The sequence below is a fragment of the Nocardia sp. NPDC101769 genome (assembly GCF_044766925.1).
Lineage (GTDB): Bacteria > Actinomycetota > Actinomycetes > Mycobacteriales > Mycobacteriaceae > Nocardia.
The window spans coordinates 670,715-692,198 of sequence record NZ_JBIWMX010000001.1 but is presented as its reverse complement, the minus strand read 5'-3'; the positions used below and the strand labels follow the sequence as shown (position 1 = coordinate 692,198).

Sequence of the window (21,484 nt, the reverse complement as noted above, 5' to 3'; positions counted from 1 at the left end):
ACAGGAGGAGACCGCACCAGCAGAACTCACCGCCTGACCGATATTTCGGATCACGCGGTGACCACCCCAGCTACACCACTCCCCGGGACTTGACCGCTACCGGCTGGTCAGGAGACCGGCGTGAGTGCTGACCCCGGTGGTGGCGGGGTCGGCTTGACCGCGGTGACTGTGGCCGAGTGGCAGGCTCGCGCTGACGCAAGGATCGTGCCGATGTGTCCGGCGTGTGCGAGCCCGCATACGGATCTGGGGTTGGATTCCACTGCCTTGTGCAAGCCGTGCCGTGTGGCCGGTCGTTTCATGACGGCGTGTGCAGTGTGTTCGCGGGCGTTGCCGCGCCGCTTCGGGTTCGACCGCCATCACGCCTGCCGTTCAGCAGGGAAAGCTTCCTGACCGACACCGGGTAGTCGATCGGCGCGTGGTGATCTCGGCCGATGGTGTGGAACCCGTACGAAGCGAAATCGGCAGAGCTTCCCGAAGACTGCTGACACCCCCGGGGAGAGGTTGTCGGCCCCCCACCCCACCAGATCGTCAGCGGCACATGTCTCGAACCCTGGTGCAACGCACTGGGTGGTTGGCTGCGAGTACCGGACGTGCGCAGATGGACTCCGCATGTTTCGGACAAGCCGCACCGGGTCCCGGCATCGCGTGATCGGTCAGCGAGGGCGGTCACCTGTCCGGGTAGAGACCCGGAACCCGGGGTGGATTGTCCAGAATCTTCGACCCCCCGCCCTCCCTGACCCCGGCCCAGTCAGGCTTTTTATCTCCGGGCCGTTTTTTCGCCGAGAAACCGCTCTTTCCGGTGCCTGAACAGCGAAAACAGTGAGATTGGCAGTAGTTGCGGGGCTGATCGTCCGCGGTCGCGCGGGAGGCACTCGCGCACCGGTGATGGGTTCGGCGATCGGCCACCGGGCGGCGAAGGGCTCACCGCCGGTAGGCCACAATCAGCGGCGTGGATTCTGGTCCAGGGCCGTCCTCGGTGCAGATGGTGTGGCGTTGCTGTTCGGCCATGCAGCACACGTCGCAGTACTCGATACTGACAGCCTCGATCTGGGTGGCCGGTGCGTGTGCGGCGCTGGGCAGGAACACCGCGTCCACTTCTTGCCTGACGATCAGCCCGGCCAGCCAAGCCTGGAAGCGATCGCCGGTGTCGTCCTCGAACAAGGTGGCCGACCAGGCGAACCCGAGGCGTCGGGCCTCGGCGATCATCGCCCGCTCGTCGGTGTCGGCGCCGGTGCGGGAGAGGGCGCGGACGAGGTCGCCGATCGCGTGCATCACCGGGCGTGCTCCCCGAGGGCGGCAGCAGATCTCACGATGTCTCCTGTCTTCGATTGTGTTGCTGCCCTCGAAGGTTCCCCCAGCCCTCTCCTGCGACTGGGGGAACCTTCGGGGGTTGACGACACCGCCGGGGTGCAAGCACCAACCACCTTGCGGGCGTTGGGATGTGAGTTTTTGCGGTTGCTCTCATCCGATCGTCCCGGGGTGTCGTCTCGTGCGTGGGTAACGCACGTACGGTCACCGTGTCCTGAATTCACGGCGCGGCCATCGCATCACCACCTTCCGTGGGCTTTCCGAGCATCGGTGTGGCTTGTGCGGTCGTCACCGGGTGGGGTGATCGGGTGGCCGAGTTGCTCGGATTCGATGTATTCCAACCGCCACGCGCCCGTGGTGGTCACCAAGGTTTCCAAGATGCTCGCGGCGAGGGTTGACACATCGGCGGGGCGGTCGGCCAGCACGGTCACGCCGAGTGAATGCCTGAACTGCGGGTGCAGGGTAGTAGGCGGTGTACAGGCACGCGCCGGTATTCGCCTCCACCGCTCACGCCCAGTCGGCCCGCATGGGTGGGAGGTCTCGGGCGGGAGGTATCGCGCGGCGGGCGTAGGTTTCCTCCGGACCGACAGTGATCACGTCCACCTGCTGCACCAGCGAGGTAGGCACTTGCCCGCCCTCGAAATGCGCGGGGCTGGGGACGATCACGGCTTCGGCATCGAGCCGTGTCGCTTGGGCCTTCAGCCGGGCCAGCGGTGGTCGGCCGGATATCGGGTCGTAGACGACCATGCCGGAGAAGTCGTAGCCGAGCCGAGTCGCGAGCTTCCGAATCTGCGATTCGTCCCAGAGCTGGCCTATTCCGGACACATCGGTCCGGACGTAGCCGAGAGCCGTTGGCTTGTAGCGCATGTCCGCCCCTCGCGGTAGTTCGTCCTCTGGGCTGCTTTCGACCTCGCCGAATCCGAGGGACTCGAGGTAGAACCCCGCGTAGTCCTCGGTCTCATCACCGGTGCTCTGGAGTTCGAACAGGCCACCAGGGAACCTGTAGAGCCTTGTCCGCCGGTTCATTTCGACCCCTGTCCGCCGTTGGTGCGGCAGCTCGGACCCGCTACAGGCCCGGACCCGAGCGCCTGAGCTGACGCTAGGTTTCTGGGCAGGTCACCGGCTACGAGTGTGCTCGAGTTTGCCGAAAATCTTTCACCTGAGCCCCAACTTGGACAGGCCGAGGGACTATGGGTTCTGCGCGGGAAAACTCGCGCACATCGCTAGATAGGGGGCAACACGATGCGCCTTACATTCCTCGGCAAAGGCGGGTCAGACATAGGACAGTGCCCGTCGCTGTACCTCACCGATCGCGGTACCTACTTGGTGCAGGGGTGGCAGACAGGCGAGCCTGAAACCATCGAAATACCGCACCTGATTACGGGATTCGCCGAACCGGATACGTTCATCGGTGCCACGATGTCCGACACCGGACGGGGCACGTTCACGTTGACCGGGCTGCCGGTGACCGACACCGAAACGCTCGGTCAGCTCGACCTAGCTGCCAACGAGATGGCCGTCGAAGTTCCGAGGGCTGAAAGGACGTTCTACGGTGCTCTACCTGCACACTGATCCGCCGGACTGGGTGAGTCTGTTCGCCGAGTGCAAGCGCGAAGCGTTTCACCTGGAGGTCAGGGATGCCTACACGGTGCCGCAGGAGTCCGAACGGTTCCGCCGGTTCCTCGACGGAGAGCCTGCGTTGCCGGACGAACACAAGAACCGTTGGAACGACCTTATCCGGGAGACAATCGGCCGGGGTGTGGCAGTGACCAGAGTCCGAGTGGTCACGGTGCCACTCACCGACTACCACCGTTGGTTGCTGTCGGTCACCGACTCGAACACCGAAGCAGGGGAAGACATCCGGTACGTTCCCCGGCATCTCGCCGGGGACGTCCCGCCGGATGATTGGTGGTTGCTCGACAACGATCGGGTTGCTTACAACCTCGTGAACGACGCAGGGAAGCCAGCCGGGCTGGCAGTCACGACAGATCCGGGCGTGGTCGCCTACAGCCGAGGCGTACGCGAACGGCTCTGGGCTCTGGCAACACCGTTCGCCGAGTACGCCCAGCGGTGACGAACAGCGTCTACGACGCGCGAGAGGCTCTCGGGGCACGGCTCCGAGAGCTTCGCCGCAGGTCAGGGCTTACCGGCCGTGCGCTCGCGGGTTTGGCCGGCTGGCACGAATCGAAGGTCTCGAAAATCGAATACGGGCGGATCACGCCCACCGACGCCGACATCCGGGCCTACTGCGAACACACCGGGGCGGCCGATCAACTGGCGGACCTTCTGGCCACGCTGCACACCATCGACGCCGCGTACGTCGAGTGGCGGCGCATTCTCGGCACCGGCCTCCATCGGCGGCAACAGAAGGCGCTGAAGCTGGAAGCTGAGGCAACAGTGATCCGCGACTATCAGCCGCAGATCATTCCCGGCTTGCTGCAAACCGCTGAATACGCCGAGGCGAAACTACGGCGCGGCATGGAGTTTCACCAGGCCCCCAACGACCTGGACGCAGCGGTTGGCAAGCGTATGGAGCGGCAACGCATCCTCTACCAGCGTGACCACCGGTTCCACTTCCTCATCGCTGAGCAGGCGCTCTACACCACCGTTGGAAGCGATGCAGTGATGCGTGGCCAACTCGACCGGTTAGCTGCCATCTTCGGTATGCCTCGGGTCACCCTCGGAGTCATCCCGGCCACGGCCGAGGCGCTGGTGGTCTCCACGAACTTCGCGATGTTCGACAACCGCCTCGTCATGGTCGAAGGGACAGCCGCAGAGCTGACCATCACTCAACCGCGTGAGATAGCCACCTACGGCCGGGCATTCAAAATACTTGCTGCACAGTCTGTCTCCGGCGGGGATGCCCGGAGTCTGATCCGAGGAGCGGTAGAGAAGCGCGGCTAGGCCGGGCCGGTGAGCGGCAGAAAATTCGGGCCGGCCCCCTCCTGACCCCGTTCAACAGTCAGGAACCGTCCCGGAGCGGCCGGACCGCTACCCGATCGGCCCGGGATTTACGGACTCCGAAACGCTGCGTGCATCGTGGGAGCCCGCCCGAAAACCCGGAGGTGTTGCACGCATTCGCCGAGGTGCTAAGCGACCCGACTGCATGCGGTTCACAAGTGGTCCCGCCCCCCTGGGGGGTGAACCCCGATTGGCCAGCGGAACACCGCAACGGCATACAGCCGGGCTGTGTGTACGGGTTCCGGAATCAACGATCGTCTGTCGAGCGTGGCACCGGGGCGCTGTCCTGGTGAGGAAGCATGTGTCGATTGCCACCGCCGAGGGACCGCAGCGTTGCCAGTTGTGGGACCACCGACGACAGCGCAGAAGTGGAACAGGTTGTCGCACTGTCGATCGGTCGACGCCGTGTTACTGAACGACCGGTATGCGGCAGATTAGTGCGTTCACCGAGTTGGACGTTGCACGAATCCTTGGGGTGTCGTGTCGTGGATGTTTGACAGGACGAGGCGGTGGGATCACTCGGGACGGTCAGAGGAAGATCGATGCCGCGATCAGACTGGCTAGATGGCCGGGTGGCGCGTCGTGATCTCGCGATTCGGCGGTGGCGGCCGCGGCGAGCAACGAGGCGATATCTGCTGCGGTCAGGTTTTCACGGAGTCGGTCAGCGTCTCGCGCCTGGCTGACGAGGTCGTCGAGGGTGGCTTGATATCGGTGTGCGACGTCCGGGGCGAGGTCGATGTGTTCGCCGGTAGCTGAGATGAGCTCGCACAGTGCGACGTTCTCACGCGCCTGCTGAACCGCTAAGCGCCAGAACTCCATAAGTCGCGTACCTGGAGGGTCGTTGGGCAGGTTCGGCACCAGATCGAGCAGTTCGGTGAGTCGGGCGGTGAGCACGGCCGCGTACAGGGATTCCTTCGTCGGGAAGTGCCGATGGACAGTTCCGGCACCGACCCCGGCCCGAGCGGCGATGTCCAGCAGGCTCGCACTCTTGCCCTCGGAGGCGAAGATCTGTTTCGCGGTGTCGAGCACGCGTTGACGGTTGCGTTGAGCATCGGCACGTGGGGCCCTTGCCGTGGCCATCGCACCCCCTCCTTGTAACCGGGTTTCGGAACCCGTATCGTTTATCCGGGTTCGGGAACCCGGATAAAGCTTACAACAGCCAGGAGCCGAAATGTCTGAACTGGTCACGGTATTGGCAGCATCAGGCCGTCAGGGCCGCGCCGTGGTGCACGCACTGCTGACGGCCGACCGGCCGGTGCGAGCGGTGGTGCGAGACCCGGACCGCGACGATGCACGCCACCTCGCAGACGCGGGCGCCGAGGTTGTCCCTGGATCACTCGACGACATCGACGGCATCGAGCAGGCGTTGCGCGGAGCGGCAGGCATGTTCCTGTTCCAACCCAACTTCGTGTCGCCGCAAGTAACCCCGGGTATCGGCCCCGACGACGAGACGCGTCGCGGGCGGGCGATCGTCGACGCGGCGGTGCGAGCGGGCATCAGGCACGTCGTCTACTCCTCGGCCCTGGGTGCGGACCGACCCGACGTGAATGCGTTGGCGCGCCCCAAAGCTCAGCTCGAGGAATACCTGCGCAGCACGCAGATACCTGCCACCGTCCTGCGCCCCGTCGGGTTCATGGAGAACTATCTCGGCCCGTTGCGGGGCCTTCAACCCAATGGCATGCTCGCCTCCACGGCCCCGCCGGACGCCACCGAGCAGCTCATCGCGGTCGCAGATATCGGCTCGTTCGCCGCGCGTGCGTTCACCACGCCGGCGGACTGGATCGGTCGTGCGATGGACATCACTGCGGACGAATTGACCACACCCGAGATCGCGGACGCAATCGCAGCCGCCACCGGCCGGGCAGTGCGCTACCAGAACATCCCCATCGAAGAGATCAGAGCGCAGGACCCGCAACTCGCGGCCATTATCGCCCGCATGTACAGCGAAGATCGGCCAACGGCCGACCTTCGGAAATGCCGTGCCGCCATCACCGGCCTCACCACATTCAACACCTGGCTCCGAATGCCCCGAGTGACCGAAGCCTTCGCCGCTTACCTCTCCGAAGCCGATCCGGCCTGACCCCCATGAAATGGTCGGGCCGCCACAGCATAGGGTTCGTGCGGCACGGCGGTCTGCGTCAGAAGGTCACGACCAGTCGATCTTCCGATGCCGCCACGAGAACTGCGCTGCATTCGGCATTACAGGATGTCCGGCTGCTGTCGCCATGCTCGGCTCGCACAGCAAATCTGGAACATGTTCCCTGGGAGCATCACCTGTTGCCGGTGGTCCCATGACTGGCAACGTGGTGGTCCCTTCACACTGGCAGGCGACAAGCATGGCCGCCTGTGCGCAGTTCAGGGCATATTTTCAGCGTGCCGACAGTGTGCCAAGACCCGCATGCATTCGCCGGACGGCGCGGCACTGGCTGGACATGAAAATGCCTCTGACCTGGATTCGCCGAACCTGTACGGACGCCCGAATACGTTTCCGGGCTCACTCGTAATGAAAAGGTCGGGGGTTCGATTCCCCCAGGCGGCTCCGAACAAGCAGGTGGAGAGCGATTCCCGCTCTCCACCTGCTGTCGTTTCGGGATCCGAATCCCATGGATGTCCCAACCTGTTCACTCGCGCTGGCGGCCTGGTGCAGCGCATCGGCTGCTGTCGGGTGGACTCGACCGCGGGCCGGATAGCGCGTGTTCGGGTCATCGACGGGTAGGCGTGGCCGAGTACGTCTGCGGTGACTCGGGCGGATACGCCGGTGATCGTCTCGACCTTGTGTAGCCGGACGGTCGGCGCCGAACTGCGGCCTTCCGGCGGAAAGTGGACGCCGGGTATTAGTCACCAGCTGCGCTGGTGCGTAACGACTCCGGCGACGGCACCCATGGATTCACCGAAACCACCTCCACCGCAGTGGATCTCATCCCTGACCAGGCATGGCCCGAACCCTATGACGCTGACGCGAAAGTCCGCGCCGGTGCCTGGGCGGCCGAGCTGACAACTGGCCCCACACCGCTCTGATCCCGAATGCACGGGCCGGCTCGTCATCATCCGCGCCGCACATCGTTGGGCAGCGGAGGTCGCCCGGTAACCGACCATCCATGCATATTGACAATAACTCGCGCTGAATGCAGTCTGAGGAAAACGCGATCATGATTCGTTGGCGTACAAATCAATCGGTGAACCCGATGTAGGAACGTTCCCAGAATCGAACCGGAACTCTACGGTCAGTCTGTTCAGCGGCGCCTAACGGCGTGTCGGCGGAGGACTCGTATGGATCTGAACACCGTCGTCGACGTCATCCGCCCGCCCTCCGGTCGGCCGGGTGCGGATTGGCACAGCGGAGACGCGTGGCTGGCCGGTGGCACGTGGCTGTTCTCCGAGCCGCAGCCGAACGTCCACCGGCTGCTCGACCTCACCGAACTCGGCTGGCCCCACCTGGTGGCCGATGGCGAGGGCCTCGAGATCGGCGCGACGTGCACGATCGGGGAGCTGTCCGAGTTCGTACCGCCGGGCGGCTGGCCGGCCGGTAGCTTGCTGCGCACCAGCTGCGAGGCCTTTCTGGCGTCGTTCAAGATATGGAATGCCGCGACGGTGGGCGGCAATATCTGCATGTCCCTGCCGGCCGGACCGATGATCACCCTGACCGTGGCGCTGGGGGCGACCTATCGCGTGTGGGCCGCGGACGGAACCGAGAGAACGATCGCGGCGAGGGATTTCGTCCTCGGCAACCATCGAAATGCGTTGTGGCCCGGGGAAATCCTGCGTAGCGTGCACATACCCGGTGATGCTCTGCGCAAGCGCCACACGCACCGGCGATTCACGCTGACCAAGCTCGGCCGCTCCACAATATTCATGGTCGGGACCCAGACGCTGGGCACCCATGATCTGTTGCTCACCATCACGGCCGGTACCACGCACCCGGTTGTGCTGCGGTTCGACACCGTGCCCGACGGCGACACCCTGCAGGACCGCATCGATGCGATACGCGCCGATGTCTGGTTCGCCGACCCCAATGGCACACCGGGTCATCGCAAGCACCTGGCGAAGCACTACGCCGAAGAAATCCGGATCGACCTCGGAGGCTTGCGGTGAAATTCGGAGGCTTGCGATGAGCTATATCGTCAACGGGAAGACGTTCTCCCAAGAGCCGCGACCCGGTCAGTGCCTGCGGACCTTTCTGCGTCACCTGGGCTGGTTCAGCGTGAAAAAGGGGTGCGACGCCGGTGATTGTGGCGCATGCACGGTCTGGCTCGACGGTCGTCCTGTGCACAGTTGCATCACGCCGGCGTTCCGTGCCGACGGGCATGAGGTCACGACAATCGAGGGGCTCGGTTCGCCCGAGGACATGCACCCGATGCAGCGGCAGTTTCTCGAGGCCCCGGGATTCCAGTGCGGCTTCTGCACAGCCGGCATGATCATGACGGCATCCGCCCTGACCGACGAACAGAAGCAGGACCTGCCGCGCGCGTTGAAAGGAAACCTGTGCCGCTGCACCGGCTATCGGGCAATCGAGGATGCGATCAACGGCGTGGCTGCCATCGAAGTCGCCGCACCGGGCCGGGCGATCGGAACCAGTGTCGGTACGCCGGCCGGGGCCGACGTGGTGACCGGGCGCGCCGAGTACACGATGGACACCGAGCTGCCCGGCATGCTCCACCTGAAGGTGCTGCATTCACCCCATGCGCATGCGCGCATCGTCTCCGTCGACAAGTCGGCGGCGCTGGCCGTGCCCGGGGTGCACCGCGTGTACACGTGGGAAGACGTGCCCCGGAGGCTGTTCTCCACCGCGATCCACACGGATCATCTCGTCGACCCCGACGACACCTACATCCTGGACAACGTGGTGCGCTTCGTCGGCCAACGGGTGGTCGCGGTGCTTGCCGAATCGATCGGCGCCGCAGAAGAGGGCTGCCGCAAGGTCGCCGTCGAGTACGAGGTGCTGCGGGCGGTGTTCGATCCCGAGCAGGCGATGCAATCCGGTGCGCCGCAGCTGCATGGATCCGACGACCCGTTCGTGCGGGATCCGGTGCACAACATCCTCGTCGAGTTGCACGGCGAAATAGGTGATGTCGCAGAGGGATTCGCCGAAGCCGACGTCGTTCACGAAGGTACGTACTTCTCACCGCGGGTGCAGCACGCCCATTTGGAGACGCACGGATCGATCGCCTGGATGGAAGCGGGCCGGCTGCATGTGCGAACCAGTTCGCAATCGCCATGGATCGCCAAGGGGAAGCTGGCCCACCTGTTCGACCTGCGTCCCGATCAGATTCGGGTGTTCTGCAAGCGCGTCGGCGGCGCCTTCGGCGGTAAGCAGGAAGTGATCAGCGAAGATCTCGTGGCGCTGGCAACGCTGGACACCGGCCGCCCGACGTGTCTGGAATACACTCGCGAGGAGGAGTTCACCACTGCTTCACCGAGACATCCGATGAAGATCACGGTGAAACTGGGGGCACGGTCCGACGGAACACTGACTGCCTTCGAGTTCCGGAACATCTCCAATACCGGCGCCTACGGCAACCACGCCGGCGAGACGTTGTTCGCCGGAGGCGGCGCGATTGCGATGTACCGTTGTCCCAACAAGAAATTCGACGGCTATTCGGTCTACACCAACACCGTGCCCAGTGGCGCACTGCGCGGCTACGGCATGACTCAGCCGGTATTCGCGGTGGAGTCGGCAATGCATGAGCTGGCCGTCGCCCTCGGCATGGATCCGCTGGAGTTGCGCCGCCGCAACATCGTTCGGCCCGGTGACGCGTTGCTGTCGATCGAGGACGAGGCCAACGACGTAGCGTTCACGGAGGACGGACTGGCCGCGTGCATCGACCGTGTCGACGCCGCTCTGCGTGCCCATCCCGACGGGCAGGCGCTGGGGGAGGACTGGCAGATCGGTACCGGCACAGCCACGTCGATGCACGAAACCGCACCGCCGACCGAACACGCATCGGTCGGGCTGGCCACCCTCGGCGACGACGGAATCTATGAGATCGCCGTGGGCACTGTGGAATTCGGTGAGGGGACACCGACGGCCCACGTTCAGATCGCCGCGGCCGAGCTGGGCACCACTCCGGCACGGATCCGGCTCGTGCAGTCCGACACCGACCGCACCGGTTTCGACACCGGAGCATTCGCGAGCGCGGGGCTGTTCGTCGCCGGTAATGCGGTGCAGCGGACGGCCGCCGCGTTGCGCGACCGGATTCTGCGCTTCGCCGCCACGCATACCGGGGTGGACCTGGCATCGTGCGCCATGGATGACGATGCTGTGCGCTGTGGCGACACCCGCGTCGCATTGACCGAATTGGCAGTGGCCGCCCGCCGCCGGGGTGCGCGGTTGACCGAATCGCGCAAGGCGTACGGCTCGCCGCGCAGCCTTACGTACAACACGCAGGCTTTCCGAGTCGCGGTGCATCGGGTGACCGGTGAGATCCGCATCCTCTACAGCGTGCAGGCCACCGACGCCGGGGTGGTCATCAATCCCGCACAGGTGCGCGGTCAGATCGAAGGCGGTGTGACCCAAGGCCTCGGCTTCGTGCTGACCGAGAACTATCTCGTCGACGGAAACGGCGTCATGACCAATCCGACGCTGCGCAACTACCGCATACCGACCTACGCCGACGCTCCGCGCACCGAGGTGATCCTGGTCGGCTCGACCGACTCGGTGGGCCCGGTGCGGTCCAAGGGGATTGCCGAGTGCTGCATCAACCCGGTCGCACCGGCGCTGGCGAACGCGGTATATGACGCGACCGGCATCCGATGTCGCGAGCTGCCGCTCACTCCCGACCGAATCGTCAGGTCCCTGTGGCCGGTCCGGTTGACCTCGACCGGCTGAGTGCCGGAGATATCGATGACCCGCGAGCAGTCGGCCATCAACGCCGCCACCGTCATCATCGGCGAAACGGTCCGGCCCGGCTGTGAAAAGGCTTTCCTGTCCTGGCAGCACCGGCTGAACAGCATGGCGTCGCGCTATCCGGGATTCATCGCCGCCGAGGTCGACCCGCCGACAGCCCTGCAGCCGCAATGGTCGGTGATCTACCGCTTCGACTCGATCCCGAATCTGCGCGCGTGGATCAATAGCGCCACGCGTCAGGACCGGCTCGCCGAAGGGCGGCGCTACCTCGACGGCGCACCCACGCAGCAGATCGTGACGGGCGGTGCCGCGTCCCCCGACACCCTCGTCACGGCCGTGGTGACCCATCGGGTCCCGCCTGAGCACATCGACGAGTTCCTGGCCTGGCAGGAGCGACTTCGGCTGGCGGAGAACAAGTTTCCGGGCTTCCGGGGTGCCGAGATCTTCCGGCCGATCGAGGGCGTGCAGGACGAGTGGACCATGCTCTACCGCTACGACACCGCCGCTGACCTGGACGGATGGCTGACCTCGGCCGAGCGCCGGCAACTGCTCGACGAAGGAAAGCGGTTCAGCGACTTTCGATTGCGCACGATCGACAACTCGTTCGGCAGCTGGTTCGCGTTCGACGAGCATGGGGGCCGGGCGCCGTCGCGGACGAAGACGTCGATCGCGGTGTGGGTCGGCCTGTATCCGACGGTCGTGCTTCTCACCTTGGCGCTGGCGTCGGCGAGGCTCCCGCTGTGGCTGGGCATGGCGATCGGAAACCTGTTGTCCAGCTTCGTCATGACCTTCGTGACGATGCCGTTCTATGTGAATCCGTTGCTCGAACGCTGGCTGCACCCGGACCCTGATGCGCCGATCACCGCGACCAATATGCGGGGCGCCCTGTTGATCGCCGCGGTGATGGTGTTCTGGGCGGTGGTGTTCTGGCTGGTGACCGTCGTGTTCTGGAAGTTGCCGTGAGAAGGAGGAGTGATCATTATGGCCGAATCCAATGGCCGCGCAGTCCCGGAATTCATGCGCCCGGTCGTCGCCGACGAGCCGCCCGCGAGTGCGCGTACCGTCGCCGAGCACGCGGTCCTCGCGCTGAACGAGTCCATGCTGCAGCTCTACGAAACATCCCTGACGAAATTCAAGCAGAACATGCGCGACCAGGTGCCCATCATTCTGGCGCTGTTCACCGGCGAAGGCGGGCAGATGATCCTCTACCGGCCTGGACGGGAGCCCGAATACGCGCCGCCGGTGCCGATCGTGTACCAGCTGGCCAAGTCGGTGGGCCACAGCACCATGGCCATCTACGAGATCGTCTCACCGTACCTGTCCGATGCGTACGCGAATCAGCTGTGGCGAGCCCCGCTCGAGATGTACCGGGCGCAGCATCGGCCGGCCCTCGAAGGCCTCGATGCCCTGGATATCTCCGATGACGACCGCTGCGTCCTCCGCGCGATTCTGCAACGCAATCTGACCTTCATGGACGAGTGCCTGGCACAGGGCGGTTACAGCTACGACGAGGTCGAAACGTACATCCGCGGTGTCGTACCGTATTCGGCCAAGTCGATCGGCATCGGCTCGGGCGCCCAGGTGGGCCACTGGATGAACGTCATCGAAGGGTGGAAGGAGCAGCTCGGCGCGGACTGGGAGCGCACCTACGCGGTCAGTAATTCGCTGTACATCGCACGGCAGAACAACATCCTGTACAGCATTCTCGTCCAGTTCATGGGCACCGAGACGATGGGTGATCGGTTGCTGCTCGTCGAGACACCGGAATTCGAGACCACACCCGAGAAGATGCTCGACGTGCTCGGCCGCATCGTCGCCGACCGTTCTCTGGGCATGGTCTTCTTCCGCGACTACTTTCTCATGGACGTCGAGCTGCTCGGCGGCGGCGGCCGGGCGGCAATCGAGCGGGAGATGGCCGAACGGGGCAAGGAAGCGTTGCTGCCGACCCTGGCGCCGTTCCATTCCAACGATTGGCCGTGGAAGACCGACCCGGCCAAGGGGACCGGCCCGGCGCGGATGGAAGACGTCGCGGCGGGCGCGGTGATCCGCCCGGAATCGGTCGGCTGATGCCGGATTCGACGAGGGATTTCGTGCAGCGCACCATCGAGATCGCTCGCACCAGCGTCGCCGAGGGCGGGCTGCCGTTCGGGACCGTCATAGTCAAGGACGGTGAAATCCTCGCCGAAGGCAGGAATTGCGTCGCGGCGTCCCACGACCCGACCGATCACGCGGAGATTCGCGCCATCCGCGAGGCGTGCCGGAAGCTGGGCACGGAGTACCTGACCGGATGCACGGTGTACGCCATCGCCCATCCGTGCCCGATGTGTCTGGCGGCGCTGTATCACTGCGCGCCCGATCAGGTTGTCTTTCTGGCCACCCGCGAGGATTGCGCGCCGTATCTGGCCGGCGGGAACGACAAGTACTTCGAACCCAGCACTTTCTATGCTGAGCTTGCCAAGCCCTGGGACCGGCGGCGTCTGCCCATGCGCTACCAGCCGCGCGATGACGCCGTCGCGGTATACAAGCTCTTTCGGGAACGCAACGGCGGCGATCGACCGTCATGACAGCGGCGGCCGGCTGTGCACGATGATCCCCGCCGGGCGGCTCGAAGGAAAGGTGAGGACCGTTGTCGGTCCTCACCTTCAGTCGTTGGGGATCAGGAGACCAGGCCGCGGCCGGTGGTCAGGGGGAGATCCATGGCGGTCAACAGGCCGGGGCGGGATTGGACCACGGCGGGGATGGCGCTGACCAGGCGGGCCGCGGTGCCGACGACGCCGGCCTCGGCGTGATCGCCGTTGCTGTAGAGCTGGAGGTCGAGGAGGTAGTCGGGTTCGCCCTTTACTTCGACTCGGTAGCAACCCTTTCCGGCCGGTTGGGGCCAGTCGGGGGCGAGTTCGGGGTGCAGGCGGGTGACGTGTTCGAGGGTGAGGACCTCGCGGCCGGCGCTGATGCCGTGCACCTGGAATCGGAGGGCCGCCGCGGTGCCCTCGGCGATGGTGCGGCTGCCGACCGTAAGCGGTCCGGGTGCGGGGAGGCGCTCGAAATGCTGTGTGACGGAATCGAGTTCGATGTCGAGGGCGGCGGCCAGCTGGCGGATGACACTGCCCCAGGCGAGGGTGAGGACGCCGGGCTGGAGCAGCAGGGGCAGCTCGTCGAGCGCGCTGCCGAAGCCCATGATGTCGAACAGGACCTTGGGATTGTCGTAGGTGGAGTAGTCCATGATCTCCGAGCAGATGATCTTGTCTATGCGCTCGGAGCCGCTGGACAGCAACAGCGGTAACCAGTCATTGGCCCAGCCGGGGTCGATGCCGTTGACCCACAGGGAGGCGCCGCCCTCGTTGGCCGCCTCCACGATCGGGGCGATGGCCTCGTCAGGGAGGGTGCCGTAGGGGAACTGCAGGAAGACAGGGCTGCTGGAGACGACATTGATGCCGGCGCGGAGGAAGGTCTTCAGATCCTCCACCGCCTCCATCAGGCGGTCGTCGGCCATGGCGGTGTGGACGATGCAGTCGGGCTTCAGGGCCAGGAGCGCCTCGGCGTCCTGGGTTGCGGTGACGCCGATCTCGCGGTCGAGACCGGCCAGCTCGCCCGCATCCTTGCCGGCCTTGGCAGCGCTGGAGACCCAGACGCCGACCAGGTCGAGTTCGGGGCGGGCGATGATGGAGCGCAGGGTACGGCGGCCGACATTGCCGGTGCTCCACTGGACTACGCGGTATTTCATGGGAAAACTCCTGCGGCGCGGCGGATTACAGGTCGGGGATGGGGAGGTCCAGGTTGGGTGCGGCGATGCCGCCGTCCACCTCGAGCACCTTGCCGGTGATGTAGCCGCCCGCGCGGGAGCTCAGGTACACGATCGCGGCGGCGATCTCCCAGGGCTCGCCGAGCCGGTGCAGCGGGGTGGCGTCCTCCATCTGCTTCTTGATCTCCGGTTGCTGCGCAACGACTTCCAGAGCGGAGGTGAGCACCGAGCCGACCGCGATGGCGTTCACCCGGATGCGGGGGGACAGGTCGGCGGCGGCCAGCCGGGTCCAGTGCGCGAGGGCGGCCTTGGCGGTGCCGTAGGCGAGGAAGCCGCGGCCGGGGGAGCGGCCCATCATCGAGGAAATATTGACGACCGAGCCGCCGTCGTTCTTCAGCATGTGCGGCACCGCGGCCTGGGTGAGGGCGTGCGCGGTGGAGACATTGAAACGGAATGCCTCCTCGAGGAATTCGGGGGTGGTGGTGAGGAAGGTATTGGGCATGGTGCCGCCGACATTGTTGACCACGATGTCGATGCGGCCGAGTTCGGCGGCGGCGGTTTCGGCCAGCGCGGTGACGGCGGAAAGATCCGACAGGTCCGCGGGGACCGTGATGGCGCGGCGGCCGAGCGCGTGGATCTTGCCCGCCACCTCGTCGAGCTGGGCGGCGGTGCGGGCCGAGATGGCCACGTCCGCACCGGCTTCGGCGAGGGCGAGCGCGGTCGCGGCGCCGATGCCGCGGCCCGCGCCGGTCACGACGGCGACGCGGCCGTCCAGTCGGAAGGTGTCCAGGATCATCGCGAATTCAGTCCCTTCTGGGGGTGATGACAGTCACAAGCAGCCTTAAGCATTTGTTCTTAATCGTCAAGGACAAGTTCTTTATCCGCTGGTGAACGGCTATGGTGCAGACTGTGGCAAGGATCGACAGGTGGCAGTGATGGTGTCCGAATGGCAGTGACAGAAGCGCGCGAGCGCATCATTCTCGCGGCGGAACAGCTGATCGCCGAGCGTGGGCAGGCGGTGCCGCTGCGCGATATCGCGGCGGCCGCGGGACAGCGGAACAACTCGGCGATCCAATACCACTTCGGCTCCCGCGACGGGCTCATCGAGGCCGTGGTCGAACACCGGCTGGCCACCCTGGAGGTGCGGCGGCTGGAACTGCTGGCCGAACAGGCCGGAACGGGCGCGACCGGCGTGCACGACCTGCTGGAGGCACTGGTGATTCCCATGCTCGAGCTGAGCGACCGGCACGGCATCAATCACTACGCGCGGTTCCTCGAACAGATCCACACCCATCGGGCCGTCACCGACGTGGCCAATCTGGAATCCGCGCGGCGCACATCGGTGCGGGTGATCATGCAGCAGCTGGACCGGGAACTCACCGACCTGCCGAAACCGTTGCGGCTGAGGCGGTTACGCGCATTGCCGACCGTGCTGTTCGCATTGCTGGCCGACCACGAGCGGGCCGTGGAGGCCGGACGGGTGGCCTCCGGGGACGTGGCGGCGTGGGGGGAGATCGTGGATATGCTCGCAGGGGTGCTTACCGCGCCGGTGGTGGAGCGCGCGCCGATTCGCTGACATCGGAACGCGAACGGCCCGCCCCGGATCGAATCCGGTACGGGCCGTTCGGAAACCGAGCGCGGTGAACTAGCGCTGGTGGGTCTGCGGGTAGTTCGGCGGCTGCTGGTAGCTGCCCTGCTGCGGCCGGCCCGGCTGCTGGTAGCCGCCGGACGGTGGCGGGTAGCCCTGCGGCGCATACGGATTCGACGGCTGCGGGGTATAGCCGGGCTGGTTCGGCGCGGGGTAGCCCTGCTGGGGTTGCGGAGCCGGATAGCCCTGCGGCGCGAACCCCTGGGCTCCGCCCGGCGCGACGTAGCCCGGCGCGGCCGGACCACTCGGCGGCAGGTAGCCCTGATCGGGCGCGCCGGTCGGCGGCGGGAAGGAGCCGACCGGTGCCGGGTAGCCGTGGACCGGGGTGTTCGCCCGGTCGTAGGGGCTCGACGCCGGTGTGTACGCGGGTGCGTACATGGGCGGGGCGGCCTGCTCGTTCTCCCGCTTCTTCTTGAGCGCGAACCAGACGCCGCCGCTGATGAGAATGACGGCCAGCAGGCCGATGAGGCCGAACGCCCGGTCGACGAGGTTGACGCTGACTCTGATGGCAATGATCACGACGATGGCGCCGGCCACGGCGATCGCGCCGCGTGCCCTGCCGCCACCTTGTGGCTGTGACATGATTGGAATTCCCCCGAACTCGAAAACGATTGCCGGGGCAGCATACCCAAGCACGCTCGACTTCTCCCGGGTGCGAAGTTCGGTGCGACCTGGCAGGGCGGTGGCGGTGCGGCTACCGTTGATGGTCGTGGACACCACGGCAGCAGCAGTCATGGAAACGCCCGCCCGGCCGCGGTGGCTCGGCGTCGGGCTACCGCTGCTGACCGGTGGGGCGGTGGCCGGCGGGCTGGCGCTGCTGCACTTCCGGGATCCGCATGTGCAGGGGGCCTACGGGGTATGCCCGTTCTACGAACTGACCGGATACTGGTGCCCCGGCTGCGGAGGGTTGCGCGGGCTGCACAACCTCACCGATGGCCGGATCCTCGACGCCATCCACAGCAATGTGCTGCTGCTCCCGTTGACACTGGGCTTCATCGCCTGGTGGGGCGCCTGGGTGGTGCGCGGCTGGCGGGGCAATCCGGTGCCGCCGCGACTACCGCAGGTGCTGCCCCGGTACGCGGTGTGGGTGGCCCTGGCATTTCTCCTGGTCTTCACGGTTGTGCGGAACACACCGTGGGGTAGTTGGATCGCCCCCGTTTAGGCGGAGCATGCTCAGGGTATGAGCGATTCGCTGAAGGAACGTGTGCGGCAGAAGCTGATCCGGCAGCTCGAGGAGGATGGGCCGCCGGACCCCGATCAGGAGGACACCCGGCAGCTCTCCGTCCAGGACGACCTCGATGCGCTCGACGCGGTGGCCGAGGACGATCCACTCGTCGAAGTGCTCGCGGCCCGCTACATGGTGCCCTGACCGGTTCCCGGCCGGTTCAGAAACCGCAGGCAGCCCCGCCCTCGGCCGAACTGCCGAAGGGCCGGGTCTCGGGGACCGGGTTCCAATGTCCTTCGGTGCGAGCGTAATTCCAGGCCGGGCCGTGCGCCACCAGGGTCGCGATGGCGTCGACGAGGCGGTCGACGTCGGCGGCGGTGGTACCCAGGCCGATGCTGGCGCGCAGGGCGGCATCGACACCGAGACGGGACAGCAGCGGGTGGGCGCAGAAGCGGCCGTCGCGTACCCCGATGCCGTGCTCGGCGGAGAGGTAGGCGGCCACCTGGCCGGGCTCGAAGCCGTCGACGGTGAAGGCGACAATGCCGACCGCGTCGGTGCTGTCGCGCCAGATCCGCAGGAAGTTCACGCCCGGAACGGTTTTCAGGCCGTAGCGCAGGCGGTGGGTGAGGTACTGCTCATGCTCGATCACGGTGGTCTCGTCCAGCTCGGCGAGCGCGTCGCAGGCCGCGGCCAGCGCGGCCACACCCAGTACGTTCGGGGAGCCGGCCTCGTGGCGCTGCGGGGCGGGGGCCCATTCGACGCTGTCGGTGCTCACCGAGCGCACCGCGCCGCCGCCCGCCAGGTAGGGCGCGGCCGCGTCCAGCCAGTCCCGGCGGCCGACCAGCACGCCCGCGCCGAACGGGGCGTAGGTCTTGTGGCCGGAGAAGGCCAGGTAGTCGATGCCGGTGGTGCGCAGGTCGATTCGGCGATGCGGGGCGAGCTGGGCGGCGTCCACCAGGATGCGGGTGCCGCACTGGTGGGCGGTCCAGGCCAGCCGCTCCAGGGGCAGCAGTTCGCCGGTCACATTGGAGGCGCCCGTAACCGCCAGCAGCGCAGCGGGTTTCGAGCACAGCTCGGCGACCAGGCGCTGGATGGTCTCCTCGATGGTGTCCTCGACCGGAACCACCCGGCGGCCGCGCCGGGTCCAGGGCAGCAGGTTGGCGTGGTGCTCGACGTCCAGCACCACGGTGTCCCCGGGCACGCAGGCGGCGAGCAGGTTCAGTGAGTCCGTGGTGTTGCGGGTGAAGACCACCACCTGATCGTCGGCCGCGTTCAGGAAACGGGCGACCGAACTTCGGGCCGACTCGTAGCAGTCGGTGGAGACCCGGGAGGCGTAACCCGCGCCACGGTGCACGCTGGCGTAGTAGGGCAGCAGGTCCGTGACCCGGTCGGTGACCTGCCGCAATGCGGGTGCGCTGGCAGCGTAGTCGAAGTTGGCGTAGCCGGCCGTCCCGCCCTGGACCAGCGGAACCCGCAGGTCACAGCCGGAGACGGAGGCGAGGGCGGCACATGTCCGGTTGGCGAAAGCAGTCATCACGAAGTCCCGTCGGGTCCATGGACACGCGATCGGAAAACCGGAATCGATCGAGAGCCCGCGCTTGCCGCGCCCGGTCGGGCGTCGGCCCGGTCGTCACCCGGAGCACCCCACCGCGGCGGAGGGTTGCCGACCAGCAAGCCGGGGCTCCACGCTGGTACTCATGACCTGATTGCAGAGATTGGCAGACGCGTCGCGGGCTTGTCAACCTTGACCGGCTCGGCGTGGCGGGGTCGGACCTTCTCGGCCCAGACGCATCGTTCGAGGTCCGGAACCCGCTCGCCACCCCGGCCGACGGGCATGAGAAAGCGTTCGGTGTATTCCGCGCCGCCGACCTGTTCGAGCTCGCGCCAGCCGTATTCGGCGAGCAGTCCGGCCACCGCGCCGGGGTGCCGGCCGAAGCGCCAGATACCGTGCCCGGCAACGAATCTGCGGTAGGCGGACTCGCATCCGTCGAGGTTCGAACCGTCGAGAAAGTCCTGCCGGATGTAGCGGCCAGGCGGCAGGCGCGGGTGTCGAGGCCCGCGCCGAGCACGACCAGGGCTTCGGCGCCGTCGCGGAGGACGGCCGCGGTCCGCTCGTCGAAGTACCGCTTGCGGCAGGCCAGGCTGTTCCAGATGCCGGGATCCTGCCTGTTCATCGCCTCGCGCAGCCAGCGCCGGGTGCGTGGTCGGCGCACCGGCGGGCGCAGCCCGGCGGGCAGCATGCGGATGGCGAGATCGTCTGTGAGCAAACGATTTTCCGTGGGTTCGGCGTTCTCGGTCGCGGCGATGAGGATGGGGGCCAGGGAGGTGCCGGCGGTTTTGTCGGCCATGATGGCGCTACTCTTTCTGCATCCGACAAGTATCTGAATAAGAACAGTAGTTGCATGGATGCAGATAAATATACGCCGCTGTCACAGGGCAGCGCCGCCTTTCGTGAGTACCTGACCGCGCAGGCCGTGGTCGCCCACGTCACCGCGCAGGCGCTCGGGCTCGGCCCGACCGACTTCTTCGGGCTGAACCTGATCGCGCTGGCCGGATCCATGACCGCGGGTGAGCTGGCCGATCGGACCGGGCTGTCCACCGGCGCGGTCACCCGGCTCGTGGACCGGCTCGAGCGCGCCGGATATGTCCGGCGGGTGCCCGATCCGGCCGATCGGCGGAAGGTGGTGATCGAACCCGCGCCGGATCCGGACGGCCGGATCGACGCCGTTCTAGCGCCGCAGCGGACGCGGATGGCGGAGATGTTCGCCGATTACGGGCCGCAGCAGCTCGAGGTGCTGTTCGACTACTTCGCCCGGGCCGCCACCGCACTGCGGGAGACCGCGCACCAGCTGCAACGGCCCTGAGCGCATGTGGCGAACGGCACACCTGTTTCGGAAAAATCGTCCGAAAGTTGGATCGGGTGGGCCGCAAAGTTCGAATCGCGCGATCGTTGCTGGGGCGTATGGTTCGGAGTCGAGGTTAGGGTAGCCAAAGTGGGGTGCCCCCGACTTGACCACGAGGAGCCCGACCATGTTGGAGACCAGCACCCCGTTCTCGACGCTCATTCGCACCGCGACCGAGCAGCAGCACAACGAGGCGGAGCACTCCACGTTCATGCGCGACATGCTCGGCGGGCAGCTCGGGGTTGAGGCCTTCTACCGGTACACCGCCCAGCTCTGGTTCGTCTACGCCGCCCTCGAAAAGCACTCCGCCGCACTGGCTTCCGATCCGGTTGCGGGTCCGTTCGTCAAGCCCGAACTGGCGCGGCTGGCCTCGCTGGAGGCCGATCTGGCCCACCTCGGCGGCGCGAACTGGCGCGATGAACTGACCGCACTGCCCGCCACCGCCTCCTACGCCGCCCGCATCGAGGAGTGCGCGGGTGATTGGCCGGCCGGGTACGTCGTCCACCACTACACTCGCTACCTGGGCGATCTCTCCGGCGGCCAGGTCATTCGCGGGACCGCCGAGAAGCTGTGGAACCTGCCCAAGAAGGGCGACGGCGTGCGGTTCTACGTCTTCGAGGACATCGCCAACCCGGCCGCGTTCAAGCGCGACTATCGCGCGGCCCTCGACCAGCTTCCCCTCGACGGCCCCGAGGTCGATCGCGTACTCGACGAGGCGCGACTGGCGTTCACGATGAACACCGATCTGTTCCGTGAGCTGGGTGCGGAATTCAGCGCGCGGAACTGAAACTCGCAACCCTGAAGGTCGCCGACCCCCGTTGATCGACAGGGGCGGCGACCTTCGTCATTCCCGCGCCGCGTCGCCGGCCCTGTTCGTCGGGGGGCAGGGTCAGCGATCTCACCCTTGCGCCCGCTG

Annotated in this window: 23 protein-coding genes, 1 pseudogene and 1 riboswitch; of the genes and pseudogenes, 15 read left to right on the top strand and 9 right to left on the bottom strand. The window is 66.4% G+C overall.

The window, feature by feature from the left end; all coding sequences use genetic code 11:
• Window positions 1-921: 921 nt before the first annotated feature.
• From ACIRRA_RS02945 to ACIRRA_RS02935, 3 genes are all read right to left on the bottom strand, one after another.
• Complete coding sequence (locus ACIRRA_RS02945; RefSeq protein WP_402762210.1) at window positions 922-1,275, bottom strand: hypothetical protein; 354 nt, start codon at window positions 1,273-1,275, stop codon at window positions 922-924.
• A gap of 272 nt (window positions 1,276-1,547) precedes the next feature.
• A complete protein-coding gene (locus ACIRRA_RS02940; RefSeq protein ID WP_402762207.1) occupies window positions 1,548-1,739 on the bottom strand; it encodes a hypothetical protein in 192 nt (63 codons plus the stop codon).
• Between the two features lie 76 nt (window positions 1,740-1,815).
• Complete coding sequence (locus tag ACIRRA_RS02935; protein ID WP_402762204.1) at window positions 1,816-2,334, bottom strand: hypothetical protein; 519 nt, start codon at window positions 2,332-2,334, stop codon at window positions 1,816-1,818.
• Between the two features lie 216 nt (window positions 2,335-2,550).
• On the opposite strand from ACIRRA_RS02935, the gene ACIRRA_RS02930 reads away from it, so the two are divergent.
• The 3 genes from ACIRRA_RS02930 to ACIRRA_RS02920 are packed head-to-tail and all read left to right on the top strand — an operon-like array spanning window position 2,551 to window position 4,212.
• Window positions 2,551-2,880 (top strand): hypothetical protein, encoded by a 330-nt coding sequence (locus ACIRRA_RS02930; RefSeq protein WP_402762202.1) that lies wholly within the window; start codon window positions 2,551-2,553, stop codon window positions 2,878-2,880.
• Window positions 2,861-3,382, top strand: coding sequence for a DUF6879 family protein (locus ACIRRA_RS02925; RefSeq protein ID WP_402762199.1), 522 nt, complete (start codon window positions 2,861-2,863; stop codon window positions 3,380-3,382). Before ACIRRA_RS02930 ends, ACIRRA_RS02925 begins: the two co-directional genes overlap by 20 nt.
• Window positions 3,379-4,212: a helix-turn-helix domain-containing protein gene (locus ACIRRA_RS02920; RefSeq protein WP_402762196.1), complete on the top strand. Its 834-nt coding sequence runs from the start codon at window positions 3,379-3,381 to the stop codon at window positions 4,210-4,212. Before ACIRRA_RS02925 ends, ACIRRA_RS02920 begins: the two co-directional genes overlap by 4 nt.
• 585 nt (window positions 4,213-4,797) lie before the next feature.
• Here ACIRRA_RS02920 and ACIRRA_RS02915 read toward each other — a convergent pair.
• On the bottom strand, window positions 4,798-5,349 hold the full coding sequence (locus ACIRRA_RS02915; RefSeq protein ID WP_402762193.1) for a TetR/AcrR family transcriptional regulator: 552 nt from the start codon (window positions 5,347-5,349) through the stop codon (window positions 4,798-4,800).
• 91 nt (window positions 5,350-5,440) lie between these two features.
• On the opposite strand from ACIRRA_RS02915, the gene ACIRRA_RS02910 reads away from it, so the two are divergent.
• From ACIRRA_RS02910 to ACIRRA_RS02880, 7 genes are all read left to right on the top strand, one after another.
• Window positions 5,441-6,349, top strand: coding sequence for an NmrA/HSCARG family protein (locus tag ACIRRA_RS02910; RefSeq protein ID WP_402762190.1), 909 nt, complete (start codon window positions 5,441-5,443; stop codon window positions 6,347-6,349).
• A 773-nt stretch (window positions 6,350-7,122) separates the two neighbouring features.
• Complete coding sequence (locus tag ACIRRA_RS02905) at window positions 7,123-7,287, top strand: hypothetical protein (RefSeq protein WP_402762187.1); 165 nt, start codon at window positions 7,123-7,125, stop codon at window positions 7,285-7,287.
• Window positions 7,288-7,539: 252 nt separating this feature from the next.
• Window positions 7,540-8,361 carry an FAD binding domain-containing protein gene (locus ACIRRA_RS02900; protein WP_402762184.1) on the top strand — a complete coding sequence of 274 codons (822 nt, stop codon included), beginning with the start codon at window positions 7,540-7,542 and terminating at the stop codon, window positions 8,359-8,361.
• A 16-nt stretch (window positions 8,362-8,377) separates the two neighbouring features.
• Complete coding sequence (locus ACIRRA_RS02895; protein WP_402762181.1) at window positions 8,378-11,095, top strand: molybdopterin-dependent oxidoreductase; 2,718 nt, start codon at window positions 8,378-8,380, stop codon at window positions 11,093-11,095.
• A gap of 15 nt (window positions 11,096-11,110) precedes the next feature.
• Window positions 11,111-12,076: an antibiotic biosynthesis monooxygenase gene (locus tag ACIRRA_RS02890; RefSeq protein ID WP_402762179.1), complete on the top strand. Its 966-nt coding sequence runs from the start codon at window positions 11,111-11,113 to the stop codon at window positions 12,074-12,076.
• 18 nt (window positions 12,077-12,094) lie between these two features.
• On the top strand, window positions 12,095-13,180 hold the full coding sequence (locus ACIRRA_RS02885; protein ID WP_402762177.1) for a hypothetical protein: 1,086 nt from the start codon (window positions 12,095-12,097) through the stop codon (window positions 13,178-13,180).
• Window positions 13,180-13,677: a nucleoside deaminase gene (locus ACIRRA_RS02880; protein WP_402762175.1), complete on the top strand. Its 498-nt coding sequence runs from the start codon at window positions 13,180-13,182 to the stop codon at window positions 13,675-13,677. The genes ACIRRA_RS02885 and ACIRRA_RS02880 overlap by 1 nt, the downstream gene beginning before the upstream one ends.
• Window positions 13,678-13,769: 92 nt before the next feature.
• Here the strand turns inward: ACIRRA_RS02880 and ACIRRA_RS02875 are convergent, their stop codons facing one another.
• Both ACIRRA_RS02875 and ACIRRA_RS02870 read right to left on the bottom strand, forming a co-directional pair.
• Complete coding sequence (locus ACIRRA_RS02875; RefSeq protein WP_402762172.1) at window positions 13,770-14,834, bottom strand: diacylglycerol kinase; 1,065 nt, start codon at window positions 14,832-14,834, stop codon at window positions 13,770-13,772.
• Window positions 14,835-14,859: 25 nt separating this feature from the next.
• Window positions 14,860-15,648, bottom strand: a complete 789-nt coding sequence (locus ACIRRA_RS02870; protein WP_356998596.1) for an SDR family oxidoreductase — start codon at window positions 15,646-15,648, stop codon at window positions 14,860-14,862.
• A 150-nt stretch (window positions 15,649-15,798) separates the two neighbouring features.
• Here ACIRRA_RS02870 and ACIRRA_RS02865 point away from each other — a divergent pair, with 150 nt between their 5' ends.
• Window positions 15,799-16,428, top strand: coding sequence for a TetR family transcriptional regulator (locus ACIRRA_RS02865; protein ID WP_402762170.1), 630 nt, complete (start codon window positions 15,799-15,801; stop codon window positions 16,426-16,428).
• Window positions 16,429-16,497: 69 nt separating this feature from the next.
• On the opposite strand, the gene ACIRRA_RS02860 is transcribed toward ACIRRA_RS02865, so the two are convergent.
• A complete protein-coding gene (locus tag ACIRRA_RS02860; protein ID WP_402762167.1) occupies window positions 16,498-17,082 on the bottom strand; it encodes a hypothetical protein in 585 nt (194 codons plus the stop codon).
• Window positions 17,083-17,209: 127 nt separating this feature from the next.
• On the opposite strand from ACIRRA_RS02860, the gene ACIRRA_RS02855 reads away from it, so the two are divergent.
• Together ACIRRA_RS02855 and ACIRRA_RS02850 are read left to right on the top strand one after the other, a co-directional pair.
• Complete coding sequence (locus ACIRRA_RS02855) at window positions 17,210-17,662, top strand: DUF2752 domain-containing protein (protein WP_402762164.1); 453 nt, start codon at window positions 17,210-17,212, stop codon at window positions 17,660-17,662.
• An 18-nt stretch (window positions 17,663-17,680) separates the two neighbouring features.
• Window positions 17,681-17,869 carry a hypothetical protein gene (locus ACIRRA_RS02850; protein WP_356998604.1) on the top strand — a complete coding sequence of 63 codons (189 nt, stop codon included), beginning with the start codon at window positions 17,681-17,683 and terminating at the stop codon, window positions 17,867-17,869.
• A 16-nt stretch (window positions 17,870-17,885) separates the two neighbouring features.
• On the opposite strand, the gene ACIRRA_RS02845 is transcribed toward ACIRRA_RS02850, so the two are convergent.
• Window positions 17,886-19,199 carry an aminotransferase class V-fold PLP-dependent enzyme gene (locus ACIRRA_RS02845; protein ID WP_402762161.1) on the bottom strand — a complete coding sequence of 438 codons (1,314 nt, stop codon included), beginning with the start codon at window positions 19,197-19,199 and terminating at the stop codon, window positions 17,886-17,888.
• Between the two features lie 55 nt (window positions 19,200-19,254).
• Window positions 19,255-19,368: riboswitch (SAM riboswitch) on the bottom strand.
• Window positions 19,369-19,740: 372 nt separating this feature from the next.
• Window positions 19,741-20,013 (bottom strand): annotated as a pseudogene (locus ACIRRA_RS02840) (class I SAM-dependent methyltransferase); the annotation flags it as partial.
• A 54-nt stretch (window positions 20,014-20,067) separates the two neighbouring features.
• Here ACIRRA_RS02840 and ACIRRA_RS02835 point away from each other — a divergent pair.
• Window positions 20,068-20,529 (top strand): MarR family winged helix-turn-helix transcriptional regulator, encoded by a 462-nt coding sequence (locus ACIRRA_RS02835; protein WP_402762158.1) that lies wholly within the window; start codon window positions 20,068-20,070, stop codon window positions 20,527-20,529.
• A gap of 166 nt (window positions 20,530-20,695) precedes the next feature.
• Window positions 20,696-21,355, top strand: coding sequence for a heme oxygenase (biliverdin-producing) (locus ACIRRA_RS02830; protein ID WP_402762155.1), 660 nt, complete (start codon window positions 20,696-20,698; stop codon window positions 21,353-21,355).
• Window positions 21,356-21,484 lie beyond the last annotated feature (129 nt).